General features: G+C 68.9%; 15 protein-coding genes and 1 tRNA gene. 8 read left to right on the forward strand and 8 right to left on the reverse strand.

The genetic code is table 11. From position 1 onward, the window contains the following. Positions 1-146 precede the first annotated feature (146 nt). Positions 147-1226, forward strand: a complete 1080-nt coding sequence (locus OG819_RS43865) for an integrase core domain-containing protein (protein WP_266654958.1) — start codon at positions 147-149, stop codon at positions 1224-1226. An 88-nt stretch (positions 1227-1314) separates the two neighbouring features. Then, the gene (locus OG819_RS43870) at positions 1315-2331 is read left to right on the forward strand and encodes an IS110 family transposase (RefSeq protein ID WP_266654960.1); all 1017 of its coding nucleotides are present in this window, start codon (positions 1315-1317) and stop codon (positions 2329-2331) included. A 1130-nt stretch (positions 2332-3461) separates the two neighbouring features. On the opposite strand, the gene OG819_RS43875 is transcribed toward OG819_RS43870, so the two are convergent. Both OG819_RS43875 and OG819_RS43880 read right to left on the reverse strand, forming a co-directional pair. Further along, positions 3462-3546: transfer RNA gene (locus tag OG819_RS43875), tRNA-Leu, on the reverse strand. Between the two features lie 208 nt (positions 3547-3754). Further along, positions 3755-4186, reverse strand: a complete 432-nt coding sequence (locus tag OG819_RS43880) for a MarR family transcriptional regulator (protein WP_266654962.1) — start codon at positions 4184-4186, stop codon at positions 3755-3757. Between the two features lie 118 nt (positions 4187-4304). Between OG819_RS43880 and OG819_RS43885 the strand changes: the two genes are divergently transcribed. Next, positions 4305-5318: an LLM class flavin-dependent oxidoreductase gene (locus OG819_RS43885; RefSeq protein WP_266630953.1), complete on the forward strand. Its 1014-nt coding sequence runs from the start codon at positions 4305-4307 to the stop codon at positions 5316-5318. On the opposite strand, the gene OG819_RS43890 is transcribed toward OG819_RS43885, so the two are convergent. The 3 genes from OG819_RS43890 to sucC form a co-directional block, all read right to left on the reverse strand. Then, on the reverse strand, positions 5254-6807 hold the full coding sequence (locus OG819_RS43890; RefSeq protein ID WP_097224065.1) for an aldehyde dehydrogenase family protein: 1554 nt from the start codon (positions 6805-6807) through the stop codon (positions 5254-5256). The genes OG819_RS43885 and OG819_RS43890 overlap by 65 nt on opposite strands. Positions 6808-7131: 324 nt before the next feature. Further along, positions 7132-8031, reverse strand: coding sequence for a succinate--CoA ligase subunit alpha (gene sucD / locus OG819_RS43895; protein ID WP_266654966.1), 900 nt, complete (start codon positions 8029-8031; stop codon positions 7132-7134). Positions 8032-8045: 14 nt separating this feature from the next. Continuing rightward, positions 8046-9176, reverse strand: a complete 1131-nt coding sequence (gene sucC / locus OG819_RS43900) for an ADP-forming succinate--CoA ligase subunit beta (RefSeq protein ID WP_266654968.1) — start codon at positions 9174-9176, stop codon at positions 8046-8048. Between the two features lie 180 nt (positions 9177-9356). On the opposite strand from sucC, the gene OG819_RS43905 reads away from it, so the two are divergent. The 5 genes from OG819_RS43905 to OG819_RS43925 all read left to right on the forward strand — a co-directional run bounded on the left by OG819_RS43905 (position 9357) and on the right by OG819_RS43925 (position 17350). Beyond that, positions 9357-11042: a thiamine pyrophosphate-binding protein gene (locus OG819_RS43905; protein WP_266654970.1), complete on the forward strand. Its 1686-nt coding sequence runs from the start codon at positions 9357-9359 to the stop codon at positions 11040-11042. 12 nt (positions 11043-11054) lie between these two features. Continuing rightward, entirely contained in the window at positions 11055-12284 is a 1230-nt protein-coding gene (gene frc, locus OG819_RS43910; protein WP_266630949.1) for a formyl-CoA transferase, read from the forward strand. Between the two features lie 3 nt (positions 12285-12287). Then, positions 12288-14432, forward strand: coding sequence for an acetate--CoA ligase family protein (locus OG819_RS43915; protein WP_266630948.1), 2145 nt, complete (start codon positions 12288-12290; stop codon positions 14430-14432). Between the two features lie 124 nt (positions 14433-14556). Beyond that, complete coding sequence (locus OG819_RS43920) at positions 14557-15945, forward strand: OFA family MFS transporter (RefSeq protein WP_266630945.1); 1389 nt, start codon at positions 14557-14559, stop codon at positions 15943-15945. 1 nt (position 15946) lies between these two features. After that, positions 15947-17350 (forward strand): OFA family MFS transporter, encoded by a 1404-nt coding sequence (locus tag OG819_RS43925; protein WP_266630943.1) that lies wholly within the window; start codon positions 15947-15949, stop codon positions 17348-17350. 127 nt (positions 17351-17477) lie between these two features. Here OG819_RS43925 and OG819_RS43930 read toward each other — a convergent pair whose 3' ends face one another. The 3 genes from OG819_RS43930 to eboE all read right to left on the reverse strand — a co-directional run bounded on the left by OG819_RS43930 (position 17478) and on the right by eboE (position 21367). Continuing rightward, positions 17478-18644, reverse strand: coding sequence for a sugar phosphate isomerase/epimerase family protein (locus OG819_RS43930; RefSeq protein ID WP_266654972.1), 1167 nt, complete (start codon positions 18642-18644; stop codon positions 17478-17480). Positions 18645-18800: 156 nt separating this feature from the next. Beyond that, positions 18801-20201 carry a nucleotide pyrophosphatase/phosphodiesterase family protein gene (locus tag OG819_RS43935; RefSeq protein WP_266630939.1) on the reverse strand — a complete coding sequence of 467 codons (1401 nt, stop codon included), beginning with the start codon at positions 20199-20201 and terminating at the stop codon, positions 18801-18803. Then, entirely contained in the window at positions 20198-21367 is a 1170-nt protein-coding gene (gene eboE / locus OG819_RS43940; protein WP_266654974.1) for a metabolite traffic protein EboE, read from the reverse strand. The genes OG819_RS43935 and eboE overlap by 4 nt, the downstream gene beginning before the upstream one ends. Positions 21368-21369 lie beyond the last annotated feature (2 nt).

Raw genomic sequence — 21369 nt, forward strand, 5'->3', positions numbered from 1 at the left:
CGCGCGATCAAGGTCATGACATCGTGCCACGTGCATGCCGGAACGAAGGGGGAACAGCAGGGAACCATGGGCGCAGGGTGTGGCGCTCGAAAAGTCATCGCCGCAGGTCGGCGCGGTGACAGCTCGTCAACTGGGAGCATGGCCGGGTGATCGTGTCCATGCTGTACAAGCTGACCCGGAAGCTACTCTCCCTACCATCGGTGCTGCTGCGCAGCGACGCGGCGAAAGACGCGGAGCTTCTTGTGTTGCGGCACCAGAACGCGGTGCTGCGCCGACAGCTGGCCGTTCCGGTCCGCTACGAGGCAGACGATCGGTTCTGGTTCGCTGCTCTCTCGGGGCTCATACCCCGGCGTCGCTGGCACGAGGCCTTCCCGGTCACGCCCGGCACCCTGCTCGGCTGGCACCGCCGATTCGTCGCCGCGAAGTGGGACTACAGCGCACGCAGGCGCACCGGTCGGCCACCGACCGACGCAGCACTGAAGAAGCTCGTACTACGACTCGCCAGCGAGAACCCGCGGTGGGGGCACAGGAGGATCCAAGGCGAGTTGGCTCGACTGGGCCACCGGATCGCCGCCTCGACAGTGTGGGAGATTCTCCACGCAGCAGGCGTCGACCCGGCGCCACGTCGTTCCGGCCCCACATGGCGCGAGTTCCTCACTGCCCAGGCCGAGGGCATCCTCGCAGTCGATTTCTTCCATATCGATACGGCGCTCGGCAGACGGCTGTACGCACTGACCTTCCTCGAGCACTGCACGAGGCGCCTGCACATCACCGGCGTCACCGCCAACCCCACGCGGCAGTGGACGCTGCAGCAGGCGAGGAATCTCACCGCGGGCCTCGGTATGCGTATGGAGTCCCTGCGCTTCCTGCTTCGCGACCGGGACGGCAAGTACGGCACGGCGTTCGACGCCGTCTTCGAGGCCGAAGAACTGGACGTGATCAAGAGTGCAGCGCGGGCGCCGCGGATGAACGCGCACTGCGAGCGCATCATCGGAAGCATCCGCCGCGAGGCCCTGGACCACGTCCTCATCCTGAACGAAGCGCATGCTCGACAGGTCCTCGCGGCGTACCAGCAGCACCACAACGAACACCGTCCCCACCAGGCCCGCAACCAGATACCACCAAACGCCCACGAACAACCCACGGCAACAAACATCGGCACCCGCAGACTGCTGCGCACCCGAATCCTCGGCGGCCTCATCAACGAGTACCGATACGCCGCATGACCTGACCCTATGAGGGCCGGGGCCCCATCGCGGCGGGCTCGGAGGATCATCGGTTACGGATGGTTCGGACTCGGGGAGGAGGCCCGGGATGCAGGCTTGTGTCGGGATTGATGTACACCGCCGTCGGTCACAGATCGCCGTAACGGACGAGGGCGGGAAGATTGCGGTGAACCGGAACGTGCCGAACGGTCGGGAGCCGGTGCTGGGGGTGATCGGAGAGCTGCCGGTGGGCACACCGGTGGCGTTCGAGGCAGCGTTCGGGTGGGGCTGGCTGATCGAGCTGCTCCAGGATTACGGCTTCGAGGCGCACATGGCACATCCGCTGCAGTGCAAGGCGATCGCCTCGGCGCGGCTGAAGAACGACAAGGTCGACGCCGCGACCCTGGCCCATCTGCTGCGCGAGGACCTGCTGCCGGAGGCGTGGATCGCCCCAGCGCACGTGCGTGAGCAGCGGGCCGTGCTGCGCCACCGCGCCCAACTCGTGCGACTGCGCACGCTGTTGCGCAACCGGATCCACGCCGTGCTGGCCCACCATGGCTGCGACCGTGCGTCCAGCTGCTGGAGCGCACCGGGCCGGGCCTGGCTGGACGAACTGCCGCTGCCGGAAGCCTCCCGGCACGTGGTGGCCGACCTGCTGGAGATCATCGACGCACTCCAGCAGGTCATCGACCGGACCGACCAGGACTTGACCGAGACGGCCAGGACGGATCCGCGGGTGAAGGCGCTCACCACACTGCCCGGCGTCGGCCGGCTTACCGCCCAGATCATCGTGGCCGAGGTCGGCGACATCGCGCGTTTCCCCTCCGCCCGCAAGCTCGCCTCCTGGGCCGGGCTCACTCCCACCGTCCGAGGCTCGGACCGCACCGTGCGCTACGGGCACATCTCCAAACAGGGTGACCCCTGGCTCCGCTGGATCATGAACGAGGGGGCACAGACCGCGAAACGCTCCCCGCAGTTCGCGGCCCACTACGAGCAGATCGCGCACCGCCGCGGGAAGAAGATCGCCACCATCGCGATCGCCCGCAAACTCCTCACCCACGCCTATCACCTGATGCGCGACGCCGAGGCGGCACGCCAGCCAACAAAGCCGTGCACCCCCGCGTGACGACCACATCCAAAGAGTGGAACACCAAGCCCCGGGCGAGCTCGCATCGCTGCATGAGCCGGCCATGCCGCGCTCGATGACCTGAATGAGCAGCCCGGCCCCCGAAGCAAGGTCATGATCCGGCCCGGCCGGCCGGGATCGAATGGGTGCGTGGAGGCTTCCCTCCGCAGGACCACAAACCGGGGGACCACCGCCTGGACATCCCCACCCACCAGCCACGACAGCCCGGTGAACCAGGCCACAACCTCACCGGGGAGGGGGCTCACGCGCCTTGACAACCCCGGCCCTCATGGGTGCAGCGATGACTTTACGAGCCCCACAGGATCGCGAAAGCCTTCGCCCCCGACCGGCTCACCGCCACCATCACCGCCCTCGCCCAAGCCAGCGCGGCAGCAAACGCGGCAGAGACACTCACGCCGGAGCAGGCTCAGGCTCGCAAAATCGTCAAGGAGTGCGAGCGGCGTCTCGCCCGCTACCAGGCCGCCCTCGAAGCCGGCGCCGACCCCGCCGTCGTCACCCAATGGATCAACGAAGCGCAGGCGGACAAGGAGACAGCACGCAAGAAGCTCGACACCCCACCTGCCGCCACTCGAAAGAAGAAATCTCCCCTCAGCGCCGACCAGATCCGGGAGATCACTGAGAGACTCGGAGACATCGCACAACGCGTGCAGGCCGTCGACGCAGAGAAGAAGAGCCCGCTCTACGAAGCACTCGGGATCACGATCAGTTACGAACACGCAGGTAGGGCCGCGACCGCTAGGTCGAGGCCCTTGTCCGCGTATCGCTATAGCGAGTTACAGCACCCACAAGCGGCCAGCCCATCGAGCCATCTCGGTCGCAACCGCTTCCGACCGGGCCGGCCGAGCCTCCGCCACGTGAGTGACGCGCCCCCGCCGCACTCCATCCCCTGAAAGCCCCACGTGCCTGCGCCACGGCCACGAGTCGTCGCACAGGCATGTCCTGTTTCTGCAGGTGAGAGGTGCAGCACCCGGACCGCCACCGCACCAACCCCTCACCGAGCCGATCACGCGACCCGAAGGCCTCCGGAACGACGAAAAACCGGTGAGTCACATGACTCAACCGGTAATTCGTGAACGCATCGGGGACGATCTCGTGAACGTCCCAGCGAGTGTCCGAGGGGGGACTTGAACCCCCACGCCCGATAAAGGGCACTAGCACCTCAAGCTAGCGCGTCTGCCATTCCGCCACCCGGACTAGGTGTCTGCCGCCTGGCCGGAGGTGTTCCCCGCGGCGACATGGACAACAATACCAAGGTTTCAGAGTGCCTTTCACCTGCATATCCAGGCTGCGGGAGCGGCTGCGCGAGGCCGAACGAGGGGGCGCGAAGCCGATAACGGCAGGTGACAAGACGGCCACCGAGGGTTCCCGGAACGGGGGGCCGAAGGGCCCCGGACCCGCACCGTCACTCCGCGATCCGACGCTCCTCCACCACCAGGATCCGCAAGGCCCGCACAAGCGCGGCCGCCGCTTCCTCACCCAGCGGGTCGAGGAAGTGCCGCTCCATCGCGAGGCGCGCGCGCTCGGCCCGGTCGAGGCAGTCCCGGCCCGCGGGCGTCAGCTCGACGATGTTCTTGCGCCGGTCCTGCGGACTGCGGCGCCGCTCGACCAGCCCCTGATCCTCCAGGCCGTCGATGAGCGCGACCATCGTGGTGCGGTCGACACCGAGCAGTCCGGCCACCTCGACCTGCGACAACGGGTACTCGGCGGCGAGTACCGCCAGCACCGCGAGCTCGTGGCCGTCGATCCCGATGGGCGCCAGCGCCTGTGCGGACGCCCGCGCCAGCCGCTGCTGGGCGTGCTTGAGCAGATAGCCGAGCCGGGACTCAAGGGGCACGGGAGGGACATGACGTGCGGGAGGTACGGGAGGTACGGGAGGGCGCTCACCGGTCATGCCGGGAACTGTACCCAAAACTGATTGTCAGCTGAGCTGATGATTGTCTACGGTGATCGATATGAGCGATCAGCGTGTGCGCTTCGGTATCAAGACCACCCCCATGCACGTCTCCTACGACGACATCCGCCGCGTCTGGCAGGAGGCCGACGCCCTGCCAGAGATCGAGGACGCCTGGCTCTGGGACCATCTGCTTCCGCTCCGTGGCCCCAAGGACGGCCAGATCCATGAGAGTTGGACGCTGCTCAGCGCCCTGGCCGCCCAGACCGAGCGGCTGCGGCTCGGGCTCCTCGTCACCAGCAACCGCATCCGCCCGCCCGCCGTCCTCGGGAAGATCGCCTCGACCGTGGACGTGATCTCCGGCGGTCGGCTGGTCATGGGCATCGGTGTCGGCGGCACCCATCAGCCGCCCGGCGCGGGCGGGATCGCCGGTGAGAATCCGGCGATCGCCGAGTACGAGGCGTACGGGCTCTCCCTCGTCCCGCCCGGCGAGGGGGTCGCCCGGCTCGGCGAGACGGTCGAGATCCTGCGCCGGATGTGGACGGAGGACGACCCCTTCGACTTCGAGGGGCGCTACTACCGGCTGCGGGGCACGCGCAACGAGCCCAAGCCGGTGCAGCGGCCTGGGCCACCCCTGCTGATCGGCGGCTGGGGGACTCGACTGTTGCGGCTCGTCGCCGAGCGGGCCGACATCTGGAACATCCCCGGGCCGCCGCACCACAGTGTGGAGTTCGTCGCCGAGCGCGGTCGGGTGCTGGACGCGCACTGCGCGGACATCGGACGGGATCCGCGCGAGATCACCCGTTCCGTACAGGTCGTCGTCTCGTACGACGATCCCGCCGCCACCCGCGCCACCGTCGCCGAGCTCATCGGCATCGGCGTGAACCATGTCGTGCTGGGCCTGCCCCAGCCCTACCCACCGGGTGTCGCCCACTGGCTGGTGGACGAGATCATCTCGAGAGTCCGAGAGAGCGGGCGGCACCCTGAAGCGGGTACCGCCCACCCCCACCTCACGGAACGAGCTGGTACTCGGGGAAGTTGCCCGGCAGCCGCTCCCCCGCCGGCCCCTGCGTGACGGCGCGCACGAGCAGCTCGCCGCCGACGAAGGCGCCGCGCCAGGACGCGCCGAGGCCGCCGAAGAGCTCGTCGCGGTCGCCGCGGGAGCGGGGCTTGCCGCGGCCGACCTTGAACGCGCGGATCTGCGGGGCCAGTCGGGCGTACGTCGCCTCGTCGTCCGTGGACAGCGTGGCGACGAGCGCGCCGTTCGACGCGTTCATCGCGGCGAGCAGCTCCGCCTCGGTGTCGACCAGGACGATGGTGTCGACCGGGCCGAAGGGCTCCGCGTGGTGCAGTGGTGAGGACGGCGGCGGGTTCAGGAGCGTGACCGGTTGGACGTACGCCGCCGTGTCCTGGCCGGGCAGGAAGCGTGCGTCGGTCAGCTTGCCGCGGTGCAGCGGGACGGCGCCGCGGTCGATGGCCTCCGCCACCTGGTCGTGCAGCTCCTTCGCCTTGGCGGCGTTGATGACGGGCCCGAAGTCCAGCGCGGGGTAGGGGTCTTCGGGGTGCTCGACGGCCAGCGGGTGACCGACCCGCAGGGTGCGGACGGCGGGGAGGTAGGCGGCGAGGAACTCGTCGAACAGCGTGCGCTGGACGACGAAGCGCGGGTAGGCGGTGCAGCGCTGCTTGCCGTAGTCGAACAGCTTGGGGATGACGGCTGTCAGTGCGTCCCAGTCCGTGTGGTTCCAGATGCCCCAGGTGTTGAGTCCCTCCTGTTCGAGTACATGCCGCTTGCCCAGGTCGGCGACGGCGGTGGCCACCGCGGCACCCGTGTCACGGCCGCCGACGAAGGAGACGCAGCCGATCTCGGGCGCGCGGACCAGCGCCTCCGACAGCTCGCCTCCGCTGCCGCTGACGAGGGTGACGGGGATCCCTTCGCGTGCGGCGAGCGCGCCGGCCAGGGTGAGGCAGGCGACGCCGCCGTCGGTGGGGGTCTTGGCGATGACCGCGTTCCCTGCCAATGCCTGTACCAGCATTGCGTGAACGAGCACGCTCATCGGGTAGTTCCAGCTCGCGATGTTGGACACGGGCCCCTCGAGCGGAGCCCGGCCGTCCACCATGGGCTCGATGCCGTCGACGTACCAGCGCACGCCGTCGATCGCCCGGTCCACGTCGGCCTGCGCGAGTCGCCAGGGCTTGCCGATCTCCCAGACGAGGAGGAGGGCGAGCAGCTCGCGGTGCTCGGTCAGGGCGTCGAGGGTGGCCGCGACGCGCGCCCGTCGTTCGGCGAGCGGGACGTGGCGCCAGGCCCGGTGCTGGTCGAGTGAGGCCCGTACGGCCTGGTGGGCGGTTGCGGCGTTCAGGCGGGGCGGGCCCGCGATGGGGCTTCCGTCGACCGGACTGGTGGCGGGCAGTGCCCGGCCGTCCGCCCGCCAGGAGGCGTCCCAGAGATTGAGGACGCGGTCCTCCTGGAACGCCTCGGGGGCGACGGCGAGGCAGCGCTGCCAGGCGTCGGCCCAGGACGTACCGGACTTCAGAACGAGGGGGGTGTTGAGGGTGGATGCCATTCGGATGTCTCCGCTCTCGGTGCACAGTCGGGGGCGGGAGGTGCCTGGCTCCTGCCGAGCTGCATGGTGCACGGGCCCGGACGAGGAGTGGTCGCATCCGTGCGGAGGAGGACGGTGGTCGCGTCCGCACGGAGGGAAGGGTCCGTACGCGGGTGGGTGGTCGCGTACGTACGGAGGGAAGGGTCCGTACGCGGGTGGGTGGTCGCGTACGTACGGAGGGAAGGGTCCGTACGCGGGTGGGTGGTCGCGTACGTACGGAGGAAGGTACTGAGGAGGCTCCGCTCGTGACAGTCACCTCACATCAACTATGAGTGACGTCTCATCTCACTCCTGTGCGGCGACACGCTCCGATTCCCATCGGGTCAGCACCAGCCGGGCCGTCTCGGTCGGTGTGCCGCCCACCCGTACGCCGGCCGCTTCGAGGGCCTCCTTCTTGGCCTGTGCGGTGCCCGCCGAGCCGGAGACGATCGCGCCCGCGTGGCCCATCGTCCTGCCCTCGGGCGCGGTGAAACCGGCGACGTAGGCGACGACGGGCTTGGTGACGTGATCGCGGACGTACGCGGCCGCCCGCTCCTCGGCATCGCCGCCGATCTCGCCGATGAGGACGACGAGTTCGGTGTCGGGGTCGTTCTGGAAGGCGGCCAGGCAGTCGATGTGGGTGGTGCCGACGACGGGGTCGCCGCCGATGCCCACGCATGTCGAGAAGCCGATGTCGCGGAGTTCGTACATGAGTTGGTACGTCAGCGTGCCCGACTTGGACACCAGACCGATGCGCCCCGGCTTGGTGATGTCGGCGGGGATGATGCCCGCGTTCGACTGCCCCGGAGTGATCAGGCCCGGGCAGTTGGGGCCGATGACGCGGGTGCCCTTCGTGGTGGCGTACGCGTGGAAGGCGACGGAGTCGTGGACGGGGATGCCCTCGGTGATGACGACGGCGAGCCCGATGCCCGCGTCGGCGGCCTCGATCACCGCGGCCTTGGCGAACGCGGGCGGAACGAACACGACGGTGACGTCGGCGCCGGTCGCCGCCATTCCCTCGCGGACCGAACCGAAGACGGGCACCACCCGGTCGTCGAAGTCGACGGCCTGCCCCGCCTTGCGCGGGTTGACCCCGCCGACGACGTCCGTGCCGGCGGCGAGCATCCGCCGGGTGTGCTTCATGCCCTCGCCGCCGGTCATGCCCTGGACGAGAACCTTGCTCTCCTTGGTGAGAAAGATGGCCATGTCCTGTTCCTCCTTCAGCCGGCGGTGGCGAGTCGGGCCGCGCGGCGCGCGGCGTCGTCCATGGTGGTGGCCTGCTCGACCAGGGGGTGCGCGCGGCCGTCGAGGATGGCGCGGCCGTGGACGGCGTTGTTGCCGTCGAGGCGGACCACGAGCGGTCTGGTCAGCCGGACGGTCTCCAGCGCCCGCACGATGCCGTCGGCGACCGCGTCGCAGGCCGTGATGCCGCCGAAGACGTTGACGAAGACCGAATTCACGGCCGGGTCGGACAGGATCACGGAGAGGCCGTCGGCCATGATCTGGGCGGAGGCCCCGCCGCCGATGTCGAGGAAGTTGGCGGGGCGGGCGCCGCAGCCCGCGACCACGTCGAGTGTCGACATGACGAGGCCCGCGCCGTTGCCGATGATGCCCACCTCGCCGTTCAGCTTGACGTAGTTGAGGCCCTTGGCCGCGGCCGCCGCCTCGAGCGGGTCGTCGTGCGCGACCTCCTGTTCCCCCCAACGTGCCTGGCGGAAGCGGGCGTTGTCGTCCAGGGTGACCTTGCCGTCCAGGGCGAGGATCTGCCCTCTGGCCGTGCGTACGAGGGGGTTCACCTCGACGAGCACGGCGTCCTCGTGGGTCAGCACTCCCCAGAGGCGTACGAGGACGTCGACGGTCTCCGGGGGCAGTCCCGCGGCCTCGGCGATCTCGGTCGCCTTCGCCGAGGTGACACCCTCGGTCGGGTCGACGGGGACACGCGCCACCGCTTCCGGGCGGCTCGCGGCCACCTCCTCGATCTCCATGCCACCCTCCGCCGAGGCGATCGCGAGGAAGCGTCCGGCTGCGCGGTCGAGGACGTAACTGACGTAGAACTCGCTCTCGATGTCGACCGGTTGGGCCAGCATCACCTTGCCGACCGTGTGGCCCTTGATGTCCATGCCGAGGATCTGACGTGCCGTGAGTTCGGCTGCGGCCGGGTCGGCGGCGAGTTTGACCCCGCCCGCCTTGCCGCGTCCACCGGTCTTCACCTGGGCTTTCACCACGACTCGGCCGCCGAGTCGGCGGGCGATCGCGCGTGCTTCCTTGGGCGAGTCCGTGACCTCGGCCCTCGGCACCAAGATGCCGTATTCCTCGAAGAGTTCCCTTGCCTGGTGCTCGTACAGGTCCATCACCGGCTCCTGACTGCTGTGTCTGTCCGGGGAGCGACGCCCGGCCCCCCGAAAAGTGCCGCACGCCCCCTGGACACCACCCACCGGATGCGGGATAACAAGCTTCATACAGTATTCGTCGACTGTATGCAATGTACCGCGAGAGCGTTCCAACCCCCTACGAAGGGACAGGACTTCGCCATGCCCGACGACATCAGCCAGGACTCCATCTCCGGTGGGCATCTGGTCGCCAAGGCACTCAAAGCAGAAGGTGTGGAGGTCATCTACACCCTGTGCGGCGGCCACATCATCGACATCTACGACGGCTGCGTCGACGAAGGCATAGAGGTCGTCGACGTCCGACACGAGCAGGTCGCCGCCCACGCCGCCGACGGCTACGCACGCATCACCGGCAAGCCCGGATGCGCCGTCGTCACGGCGGGTCCCGGTACGACCGACGCCGTGACCGGCGTCGCGAACGCCTTCCGCGCCGAGTCCCCCATGCTGCTCATCGGCGGCCAGGGGGCGCACACCCAGCACAAGATGGGGTCCCTGCAGGACCTGCCGCACGTCGACATGATGACCCCGATCACCAAGTTCGCGGCGACCGTGCCGGACACGGCGCGCGCCGCCGACATGGTGTCGATGGCGTTCCGGGAGTGCTATCACGGCGCCCCCGGCCCCTCCTTCCTGGAGATCCCGCGCGATGTCCTGGACGCCAAGGTCCCGGTGGAGAAGGCCCGGATCCCGGCCGCCGGCCACTACCGGGCCTCGACCCGCTCGGCCGGTGACCCCGAGGCGGTCGAGAAGCTCGCCGACCTCCTCGTCCACGCCGAGAAGCCCGCGATCCTGCTCGGCAGCCAGGTGTGGACGACGCGCGGCACCGCGTCCGCCATCGAGCTCGTCCGCACCCTCAACATCCCGGCGTACATGAACGGCGCCGGGCGCGGCACCCTGCCGCCCGGGGACCCGCACCACTTCCAGCTCTCGCGCCGGTACGCCTTCTCCAACGCCGATGTCATCGTCATCGTGGGTACGCCCTTCGACTTCCGCATGGGCTACGGCAAGCGTCTCTCCCCGGACGCGACCGTCGTGCAGATCGACCTCGACTACCGGACCGTCGGCAAGAACCGGGACATCGACCTCGGGATCGTCGGCGACGCGGGGCTGATCCTGAAGTCGGTCACCGAGGCGGCCTCCGGGCGCCTCAACGGAGGCGCGTCGAAGCGCAAGGAGTGGCTGGACGAACTGCGCGCCGCCGAGCAGACGGCCCTCGAGAAGCGGCTGCCCAGCCTGAAGTCGGACGCCTCGCCGATCCACCCGTACCGCCTGGTCAGCGAGATCAACGACTTCCTCACCGAGGACTCGATCTACATCGGGGACGGCGGCGACATCGTCACCTTCTCCGGGCAGGTCGTCCAGCCCAAGTCACCCGGGCACTGGATGGACCCGGGCCCGCTCGGCACGCTCGGCGTCGGCATCCCGTTCGTCCTCGCGGCCAAGCAGGCACGGCCCGACAAGGAGGTCGTCGCCCTCTTCGGGGACGGCGCGTTCTCCCTGACCGGCTGGGACTTCGAGACTCTCGTCCGCTACAACCTCCCCTTCGTCGGCATCGTCGGCAACAACTCCTCCATGAACCAGATCCGTTACGGCCAGGCCCAGAAATACGGTCTGGAGCGCGAGCGGATCGGCAACACCCTCGGCGACGTCCACTACGACAAGTTCGCGCAGATGCTGGGCGGTTACGGCGAGGAGGTCCGCGACCCCGCCGACATCGGCCCTGCGCTGCGGCGCGCCCGGGAGTCGGGCAAGCCGTCGCTGATCAACGTCTGGGTCGACCCGGACGCGTACGCCCCCGGAACCATGAACCAGACGATGTACAAGTGAGGTGACCCTGGCATGACCAAGGCTCTCGAAGGCATCCGCGTCCTCGACATGACGCACGTCCAGTCGGGCCCGTCCGCCACACAGCTGCTCGCCTGGCTGGGCGCGGACGTCGTCAAGCTGGAGGCGCCGACCGGTGACATCACCCGCAAGCAACTACGCGACCTCCCCGACGTCGACTCCCTCTACTTCACGATGCTCAACTGCAACAAGCGGAGCATCACCCTCAACACCAAGACCGAGCGCGGCAAGGAGATCCTCACCGAGCTGATCCGGCGCTCCGACGTCATGGTCGAGAACTTCGGACCGGGCGCGGTCGACCGTATGGGCTTCACCTGGGACCGCATCCAGGAGATCAATCCGCGAATCGTCTATGCCTCCATCAAGGGGTTCGGGGACGGCCCGTACACCAACTTCAAGGCGTACGAGGTCGTCGCGCAGGCCATGGGCGGGTCGATGTCGACCACCGGTTTCGAGGACGGGCCACCGCTGGCTACGGGGGCCCAGATCGGGGACTCGGGCACGGGCATCCACGCCGTGGCGGGGATTCTCGCGGCGCTGTACCAGCGGGAGAACACCGGGCGCGGGCAGCGGGTCAACGTGGCCATGCAGCATGCCGTGCTCAACCTCTGCCGGGTGAAGTTGCGCGATCAGCAGCGACTGACACATGGACCGCTCGCCGAATATCCCAACGACGACTTCGGCGTCGAGGTTCCCCGGTCCGGCAACGCGTCCGGCGGCGGCCAGCCGGGCTGGGCGGTCAAGTGCGCGCCGGGCGGCCCCAACGACTATGTGTACGTCATCGTGCAGCCCGTGGGCTGGAAGCCGATCACCGAGCTCATCGGGCGGCCGGAACTGGCGGACGACCCCGACTGGACGACCCCTGAGGCCCGCCTGCCCCAGCTCACCAAGATGTTCCAGCTCATCGAGGAGTGGTCGGCCACGCTCCCCAAATGGGAGGTGCTGGAGAGGCTCAACGCCCACAACATCCCGTGCGGCCCGATCCTGTCCACCAAGGAGATCATCGAGGACGAGTCGCTGGTCGCCAACGAGATGGTCGTGACGGTGCCACACCCCGAGCGGGGCGAGTTCATGACCGTGGGCAGCCCGCTGAAGCTCTCCGACTCCCCCGTGGACGTGACCAGTTCGCCCCTGCTCGGTGAGCACAACGAAGAGGTCTACATCGGCGAGCTCGGCCTCGGCGACGAGGAGCTGCGCCTGCTCAAGTCGAACGGAGTGATCTGAGTGATGGCCGAAGACCGGGTGCTGAGGGTGCGCGCGCTCCTCGACGCCGTGCGGGCCGAGGGACGGGCCGCGCTCACCGCGCCCGAGGGGAAGGTGATCGCCGACGCGTACGCGATCGCCGTACCGGGCGAGGAGCTCGCGACGGACGTCGACGAGGCGGTGGCGTACGCGGCGCGCTTCGGCGGGCCCGTCGTGATGAAGATCGTCTCGCCGGACATCCTGCACAAGACCGACGCCGGTGGTGTGATCGTGGGCGTGGAAGGCGCGGCGGACGTACGCGCCGCCTTCCACAAGATCGTCGAGAACGCGCGGGCCTACGACCCGCGGGCCCGTATCGAGGGCGTCCAGGTCCAGGAACTGCTCCCCCAGGGGCAGGAGGTCATCGTCGGCGCGGTGACCGACCCGACGTTCGGGAAGGTCGTCGCCTTCGGACTCGGCGGGGTGCTGGTGGAGGTCCTGAAGGACGTCACCTTCCGGCTCGCCCCCGTGGACGCCGACGAGGCGCTGTCGATGCTGGACTCGATCAGGGCGGCCGAGATCCTGCGCGGGGTGCGCGGGGCCCCGCCGGTGGACCGGTGGGCGATCGCCGAGCAGATCCGCCGGGTCTCCGAACTCGTCGCGGACTTCCCCGAGATCGCCGAGGTGGACCTCAATCCGGTGATCGCCACCCCGGAGGGGGCGGTCGCTGCGGACATCCGCGTGATCCTGGCGGACTCGGTCCCCAAGGAGCGGCGCAAGTACACGCGCGAGGAGATCCTCACCTCCATGCGCCGGCTGATGGAGCCCTCGTCCGTGGCGGTGATCGGTGCCTCCAACGAGCAGGGCAAGATCGGGAACTCGGTCATGCGCAACCTCGTCGACGGCGGCTTCTCCGGCGAGATCCATCCGGTGAACCCCAAGGCCGATGACATTCAGGGCCGCAAGGCGTACAAGAGTGTCACCGACGTTCCCGGTGAGGTGGATGTGGCGGTCTTCGCGATCCCCGCCAAGTTCGTGGCCTCGGCCCTGGAGGAGGTGGGACGCAAGGGGATCCCCAACGCCGTACTGATCCCCTCCGGGTTCGCGGAGACCGGCGAGCACGAACTCCAGGACGAGATCGTGGCCATCGCCGAGCGGCACGGCATCCGGCTGCTCGGGCCCAACATCTACGGCTACTACTCGACGTGGCAGGACCTGTGTGCCACGTTCTGCACACCGTACGACGTGAAGGGCGGCGTCGCGCTCACCTCGCAGTCAGGCGGCATAGGGATGGCCATCCTGGGCTTCGCGCGCACTACGAAGACGGGTGTCTCCGCGATCGTCGGGCTCGGCAACAAGTCGGACCTCGACGAGGACGACCTGCTCACCTGGTTCGGCGAGGACCCGCACACCGAGTGCATCGCGATGCACCTGGAGGACCTGAAGGACGGCCGTGCCTTCGTGGCGGCGGCGCGCGCGACGGTCCCGAAGAAGCCGGTCGTCGTCCTGAAGGCGGGTCGTACGGCAGCCGGGGCGAAGGCCGCCGGCTCGCACACGGGCGCGCTCGCGGGCGACGACGCCGTGTACGAGGACATCCTGAAGCAGGCCGGCGTGATCCGGGCTCCGGGGCTGAACGAAATGCTGGAGTACGCGCGCGCGTTGCCCGTACTTCCCACCCCCAAGGGCGACAACGTCGTCATCATCACGGGCGCGGGCGGCAGCGGTGTGCTCCTGTCCGACGCGGTGACGGACAACGGCCTGTCCCTGATGGAGATCCCGCCGGACCTGGACGCGTCCTTCAAGGCCTTCATCCCGCCCTTCGGGGCCGCGGGTAACCCGGTGGACATCACCGGGGGCGAGCCGCCGTCGACGTACGAGGCGACGATCCGGCTGGGCCTGGAGGACCCGCGCATCCACGCGCTCGTCCTCGGCTACTGGCACACCATCGTGACCCCGCCCATGGTCTTCGCCGAGCTCACCGCGCGCGTGGTGGCCGAATTCCGTGCGCGCGGCATCGAGAAGCCCGTGGTGGCGTCGCTCGCGGGCGATGTCGAGGTCGAGGAGGCCTGCCAGTACCTGTACGAGCGGGGGGTCGTGGCGTACCCGTACACGACGGAGAAGCCGGTGGCCGTGCTCGGCGCGAAGTATCGCTGGGCGCGGGCGGCGGGCCTGTTGGGGGGCGGTTCATGAGGTGAACCAGGGCGGGGGCGGCCGACGGTGCGCGTCGGCCGCCCCCAGGACCCGTGCGCACACGAAAGGCATTTGGACAGGGGGCGCTGGCCAGATCTTTCGACGCGAGGGGTGCTGAACCGACATGACAACCACCGACCTATCGACATCCGTCCCCTACAGGGAGGTGACGGATCGCAACGGCCGCCTGTACCGCGTCGGCGAGACCGATCGGGACATCATGGGGCGACCACGCTGGACCATGGTGCTCTTCCCCTGGATGGGGATGCTGGGCATCAGTTCCTCGGAGTACGCGTTCACCTCCGCCGAGGACACCCTGCACGACGCCCATCTCTGGGGCAGTGGGCACATCTTCTGGCTGATGGGCGTCTGGATCTTCTTCCAGGCCGCCGTCGCCTTCCCCGCCGGGCAACTGCGGGAGAGCGGACGGCTGCCCGCGCGGTACGCCATGATGCTCGGCGCGCTGGGCACGGTCCTGGGGTACCTCTCCCTGGCGTTCGCGCCGCATGTGACCGTCGCGTACATCGGCTTCGGCATGTTCAGCGGCATCGGCGCCGGCCTGGTCTACGCGACCTGCGTGAACATGGTCGGCAAGTGGTACCCGGAGCGCAAGGGCGGCAAGACGGGCCTGGTCAACGGCGGTTTCGCCTACGGCTCGGTGCCCTTCGTCTTCCTGTTCACCTCGTACATGGACCTCGGGAACTATCAGGGCGTCCTGGTGACGGTGGGCCTGGTCTGCTGTGCCGTGGTCGCCTTCGCCGGCTGGTTCTTCAAGGACCCGCCCAAGGGGTGGTGGCCCCCGCACGTGGACCCGCTGAAGGTGTCCGACGACCCGAGGATCCGCCGGGCGCTGGAGAAGAACCCACCCGCCGTGAAGCAGTACACCCCCAAGGAGGCCGCCCGTACACCCGTCCTGTGGATGATGTGGTTCTGTCTGCTGTGCACCGCCGGGATCAACATCTTCGGCATCGCCTTCCAGGTGCCGTTCGGCAAGGACATGGGATTCGCGGGCGGGATCGTGGCCACCGCGATGTCCCTGAAGGCGATCGTCAACGGCACGGGACGCGGCGTGATCGGCTGGATCTCCGACCGCTGCGGACGCCGCAACACATTGATCATCGTCTGTCTGGTGCTGGGCTCCGCGCAGTTCGGGGTCCTGGTCTCCGGCCAGATGGGCAGCATGCCGTTCTTCCTGTTCTGCTCCATGGTCTCCGGATTCGGCGGCGGGGCGATCTTCCCGCTGTTCGCGGCCATGACGGCGGACTACTTCGGCGAGAACAACAACGCGTCCAACTACGGAATGGTCTACAGCTCGAAGCTGATCTCGGGCCTTGTGGGCTCGGGCATGGGCGCGGTCGTCGTCGGCGCGTGGGACTACCACGGAGCCTTCGTCCTCGCGGGCTCCATCGGCCTCGCCTCCGCCGTGCTGGCGCTGTTCCTCAAATCACCGGGCCGGCCGAAAGCCCGGAGCATCGTCCCCAACCCGCAACCGCTCGGCGAGGAGATGGCGTGACATGACGACAGAACCCATCGCCACCCAGGGCGCGTCGGCCTCAGCCGACGCCTCGAACCGCTCGTACCGCGAAGTCACCGACACCCGGGGCCGTGTCTACCGGATCGGTGAGTCCGACCGGGACATCCTGGGCCACTCCCGGAAGTTCATGGTGTATCTGCCGTGGATCGCCATGATGGCCATCAGCGTCTTCGAATACGCGTATGGCTCGGCCGAGGACACCCTGTCCCACGCCCATGGCTGGACCCAGAGCAACACCTTCTGGATATTGAGCGTCTGGGTCTTCTTCCAGGCCGGCATAGCCTTCCCGGCGGGCTGGCTGCGGGAGCGGGGCATCCTCACCGCCCGAAGGGCCATGTACGTCGGCGCGGTCATGTGTGTGATCGGCTTCCTGGCCCTCTCGCACCTGAGCAACGTGCTCCTGGCCATCCTGGGCTTCGGTGTCATCGGCGGTCTCGGCTCCGGCCTGGTGTACGCGACCTGCATCAACATGGTCGGCAAGTGGTTCCCCGAACGCCGGGGCGCGCGGACCGGATTCGTCAACGGCGGATTCGCGTACGGCTCGCTGCCGTTCATCTTCATCTTCAACTACGCGTTCGACACCGGGAACTACCACCGTGTCCTGGACCTCATCGGCTGCTACGTGATGATCGTCGTGCTGTCCTGCGCGTTCTTCTTCAAGGACCCGCCCAAGAACTGGTGGCCCGCGGACATCGACCCGCTGACGTACGGCGGCAACAGCAAGACTTCCGCCGCCCTCGCCAAGAACCCTCCCGCGGTGAAGCAGTACACGCCCAAGGAGGCCATCAGGACGGGTGTGCTGCCCCTGATGTGGATCACGCTGGTCATGACAGCGGGCGTGTCGATCTTCGGGATCTCCTTCCAGGTCGACTTCGCCAAGGAGGTGGGCTTCGGACCGCTGGTGGCGGCGTCCTCCATGGGCATCATGGCCGTCATCAACGGCATCGGGCGGGCCGTGGTGGGCTGGCTGTCCGACACCTGGGGCCGCAAACTGACCCTGGTGTTCGTCATCGTCGTGCTGGGGCTCGCGCAGTTCGGCGTGATCTGGGCCGGGAACATCAAGAGCGAGTGGTTGTTCCTGTTCTTCGCTTTCCTCTCCGGATTCGGCGGCGGCGCGTTCTACCCGATGTTCGCGGCACTGACCCCGGACTACTTCGGCGAGAACTACAACGCCACCAACTACGGCCTGGTGTACAGCGGCAAGCTGATCAGCGGCCTGTTCGGCGGCGGTCTCGGCTCGATGGTGGTCGCGGCCTGGGGATACAACGGCGCCTACGCACTGGCCGGCGGTATCTCGATGCTGGCGGCGGCGATCGCGTTGCTGCTGAAGCAGCCCGGGCGCGAGGGCGAGGTGCTCACTCCCCAGCCGCAGCCCGCGGGCTGAGAGGTCCCCTGGCCAACGGGTTGAAAGGTCTCTTACCGACACTGAGCACGGAGCACAGAATCGGGCGGCCCTCCCCACGTGGCGCGTTGTGGGGAGGGCCGCCCGGTGCAGGTGCACTCCCGCGATGCTAGTGACACCGCTTGCGGAGGGCCGCGAGGTTGTCGTAGCCGATCTTCGCGTGCGTGAGTGACTGCCCGGGGTCCGTGGCGCTCGGGGCGTTGTCCTGCTCGACCATCGGGTTGTGGTAGTTCCGGGCGCCGACGCGCGAGAAGAACGTGGTGTAGTCGATGACGCCGGTGCCGAACGGCACCATGTCGTAGCCCATGCCGTTCGTCGTGTTCACGACGCCGTCCTTGGCGTGGAAGAGCGGGTAACGCTTGTTGTTGCGGACGACGAGCCCGGCGGGATCGAACACCTTCTCCCGGGTGGCGCCGTCGTGGGCCGTGTACGTGTGGAACTTGTACTGGGCCACGTGCGCCCAGAAGATGTCCATCTCCAGCCAGACCACCTTCGGGTCGGTGTTCTTCAGGAAGTACTCCAACTTGCGGATGCCGGAGCTGCGGGTCGGGTTGCCCTGGGCGTCCAGCGGGCCCCCGTCGAGCAGGAAGCCGTACGCCGCGTCGTGGTTGTGGGTGTACAGCTTGATGCCCTCGCGGCGGGCGATCTCGCCGAGCGCGTTCCACTTGTCGGCGGCCACGTCCCAGTCGGCGCGGTAGGCGCTGCCGGTGGGGTCGCCACCGGTGCCCATGTGCGCCATGCCGAGGATGTTGGCGATCTCCAGGTGCTTCTTGAAGGTGTCCAGGTCGGCCACGGTGAAGGGCCAGGACGAGGGTATGAAGCCGTGGTTGCCCTGCGCCCGCAGCCCGTACTCGTCGAGCCAGGAACGCAGCAGCTTGGCGCCCTGCACGGACTCCAGGTTCGCGCCGCCCTGAGCGTTGGCGTGCTGGCCGTATCCGGCGAACTCCACCTGCCGGTAGCCGAAGCGCGAGAGCTGCTTGAAGACCTCGCGGAAACCGGAGGGCAGGTCGGTGGCGAGCGGGTCGCGGCCCGTGGCGTCCCGGACGGTGTAGAGGATGATGCCGCGCTTGTTCGCGGGGACGAGGACGTCACCGCCGTGGTCGTGGCCGTGGCCTCTGTCCCGGTCCTGGGCCAGGGCTGGTGAGGCGCCGAGGACGGGTGCGGCGATCGCCGCGGTCGCGACGGCGGTGCAGGTGCTGAGGAAACGGCGGCGGTTGATGCCGAGAGTGCGGCGCAGGGCGTCGCCGGCGGGGGATTCGTCGTTGAACGCGGTCACGGTTTCTCTCTTTCGGATCGGTGTACGGCGGTGTCGGGTGCCCGGCGGTCTGCTGCTCGTGCGCAGGTCAGAGGCGTGCGAAGCGTTCGCCGGACGCGTTGTCAGTGGCGCGTGCTTCACTTTCTGTAGTTGCTCGTCACGCCTTGTCAGGTCTCGTCAGGTGAGGCCGGCCAGGTCGAGCAGCAGGGATTTCACTTCGGTGGCCGCGACGCGGCCGGGAGCGGTGTGGGGGGTGGAGCAGATGAGGAGCGGACCTTCGTCGTCGCTCGTGGGAAGGCGCCCGTGGCTGCCGCGAATAGGTGAGGGATCCAGCGGCACGACCGCCATGCGGTAGCGCAGGCCGAGCTTCTTGCGGGCCAGTGCCGTGGCCGCCTTCACCTTGACGTAGGGGTCGAGGGGATCCATGAAGAGTTCGACCGGGTCGTAGCCGGGTTTGCGGTGGATCTCGACGAGCTGCGCGAAGTCGGGCACGCGGGCGTCGTCGAGCCAGTAGTAATACGTGAACCAGGCGTCCGGCTCCGCGACGGCGACAAGTTCGCCGGAACGCGGATGGTCGAGGTGGTGGGTCTTCTTGCCCTCGTCGTCGAGCAGCCGCTCGATGCCGGGCAGGTCGGCGAGGGCTGCCTTGGTGGCCTCCAGGTCCTCGGGGCGGCGCACGTAGACATGGGCGATCTGGTGGTCGGCGACCGCGAAGGCTCGGGACGCCATCGGGTCGAGGTACTCCATGCCGTCCTGCGTGTGCACTTCGAGGAGTCCGGCGCGGCGCAGAGCGCGGTTGATGTCGACGGGGCGGTCCACGCGGGTGATGCCGTACTCGGAGAGCGCGACGACGGTGCGGCCTTCCGTCTTCGCGTCGTCGAGGAGGGGAGCCATGGCCGCGTCGAGGTCCGCGGCCGCCTGGAGGGAGCGCGGGTCGTCGGGGCCGAAGCGCTGGAGGTCGTAGTCGAGGTGAGGGAGGTAGCAGAGGGTCAGGTCCGGTCGGCGGGTGCGGTTGATGTGGCGGGTCGCGTCGATGATCCAGCGGCTGGAGACGAGGTCGGCGCCCGGACCCCAGAAGTGGAACAGGGGGAACGTGCCGAATTTCTCGGTGAGTTCGTCGTGCAGGGCCGGGGGCCTGGTGTAGCAGTCGGGTTCCTTGCGGCCGTCGGCGTAGTAGACGGGACGGGGAGTGACGGTGATGTCGGTGTCGGCGCCCATGGCGTACCACCAGCAGATATTGGCGACCGTGTAGCCGGGGTGCGCGCGCCGGGCGGCGTCCCACAGCTTGTCGCCGGACACCAGACCGTTGTGCTGCCGCCACAGCAGTACGTCGCCCAGTTCGCGGAAGTACCAGCCGTTGCCGACGATGCCGTGCTCGGACGGGTGGGTGCCGGTGAGGAAGGTGGACTGGGCGGCGCAGGTGACGGCGGGCAGGACGGTGCCGAGCGGGGCGCGGAAGCCGGACTGGCCGAGGGCCTGGAGATGGGGCATGTGGCCGAGGAGACGGGGGGTGAGTCCGACGACGTCCAGGACGAGGAGAGGAGTGGGGCGGGCCGGCTCCTGTGGTGGTGGGGTCACGGCAGCTCCTTGAGGCCGAGGTCCGTCAACAGGTCCCGGGCGAGGGTGAGTTCGGCGGCGATGCCGTCGGCGAGCTGGGCACGGGCACGGGGGCGCAGATCCGGCGGGAGGGCCTGCCAGGTGTAGGTCTCGACCTCCAGGTGGCGGGTGAGGGGGTCCGGGCCGCCGACAAGGCGGGTCAGTGCGGCCCGCAGGACGGGGAATGTGGAGGTGAGGGGCGCGGCGGGGGCCGCGTGCAGCGGGACGTGGAAGTGGGCGCGCCACGGGGAGGCGTCGGGCAGGGCGTCACCGGCGAGGGCCTCGCCGAGGTCGTCGGTGCCGCGCAGGCCCGCGGCGGTGCGGGTGCGGGTCTGGTGCAGGAAGCGGGGTTCGTCGAAGGCGGCGAGGGCCGTACGGACTTCGGGGAGATGGGGGTGTTCAGCGTGCAGGGCGGCTGAGAGCTGGGATTTGACGATGGGGACGCGGGCCTGTGTGAGCGCGTCCAGGGCGGTGCGCGGGTCTTCGAAGGAGGTGGCGAGATGGCAGGTGTCGACGCAGATGCCGATGCGGTCGTGACCGATCGCGGTGAGTGGGGCGAGGGCGTCGCGGGTGGTCTCGACGGTGCAGCCGGGTTCCGGTTCCAGGCCGATGCGCAGGGAGCGGCCGGTGAGTTCGTGGAGGGCGTCGAGGCGTTCGGCGAGCGTGGTCAGAGCGGTGTGCGCTGCCGTCGCCCGCTCCTGGCCGTAGGCGGTGCGCCAGGCGAGCGGCAGGGTGGAGATGCTGCCCTCGGTGACGTCGTCGGGCAGGAGCTGGGCGAGGACTCGGGCCAGGTCGGTGGTGTGGGCGAGCCGTCTGGGGTCGGCCCAGTCCGGCTGGTAGACGCGGTACTTGACCTCTTCGGCGCCGAAGCCTTCGTAGGGGAAGCCGTTGAGGGTGACCACTTCGAGGCCGCGGCGTTCGAGTTCGGTGCGCAGGCCACGCAGGGCGAAGGGGTCGGTGACGAGGGCGTGGGCGGCGTCCTTGGCCAGCCACAGGCCGATGCCGAGCCGGTCGCGGCCGAGCCGACGGCGGACGGGTTCGCAGTGGTCTCGGAGTTGGGCGAGGACGCCGTCGAGGGTCTCGGCCGGGTGGACGTTGGTGCAATAGGCGAGGTGGACGGTGGAGCCGTCGGGATGGCGGAAGCGCATCG

Source organism: Streptomyces sp. NBC_01549 (assembly GCF_026339955.1).
In the GTDB taxonomy this organism is placed as follows: domain Bacteria; phylum Actinomycetota; class Actinomycetes; order Streptomycetales; family Streptomycetaceae; genus Streptomyces.

What these genes read in the sequence shown, in the direction of transcription:
- OG819_RS43870 (WP_266654960.1), top strand. Translation starts at nt 1,315, where the DNA reads ATGCAGGCTTGTGTCGGGATTGATGTACACCGCCGTCGGTCACAGATC.
- OG819_RS43885 (WP_266630953.1), top strand. Translation starts at nt 4,305, where the DNA reads ATGAGCGATCAGCGTGTGCGCTTCGGTATCAAGACCACCCCCATGCAC.
- OG819_RS43890 (WP_097224065.1), bottom strand. Translation starts at nt 6,807, where the DNA reads ATGGCATCCACCCTCAACACCCCCCTCGTTCTGAAGTCCGGTACGTCC.
- sucD (WP_266654966.1), bottom strand. Translation starts at nt 8,031, where the DNA reads ATGGCCATCTTTCTCACCAAGGAGAGCAAGGTTCTCGTCCAGGGCATG.
- sucC (WP_266654968.1), bottom strand. Translation starts at nt 9,176, where the DNA reads ATGGACCTGTACGAGCACCAGGCAAGGGAACTCTTCGAGGAATACGGC.
- OG819_RS43905 (WP_266654970.1), top strand. Translation starts at nt 9,357, where the DNA reads ATGCCCGACGACATCAGCCAGGACTCCATCTCCGGTGGGCATCTGGTC.
- frc (WP_266630949.1), top strand. Translation starts at nt 11,055, where the DNA reads ATGACCAAGGCTCTCGAAGGCATCCGCGTCCTCGACATGACGCACGTC.
- OG819_RS43915 (WP_266630948.1), top strand. Translation starts at nt 12,288, where the DNA reads ATGGCCGAAGACCGGGTGCTGAGGGTGCGCGCGCTCCTCGACGCCGTG.
- OG819_RS43920 (WP_266630945.1), top strand. Translation starts at nt 14,557, where the DNA reads ATGACAACCACCGACCTATCGACATCCGTCCCCTACAGGGAGGTGACG.
- OG819_RS43925 (WP_266630943.1), top strand. Translation starts at nt 15,947, where the DNA reads ATGACGACAGAACCCATCGCCACCCAGGGCGCGTCGGCCTCAGCCGAC.
- eboE (WP_266654974.1), bottom strand. Translation starts at nt 21,367, where the DNA reads ATGCGCTTCCGCCATCCCGACGGCTCCACCGTCCACCTCGCCTATTGC.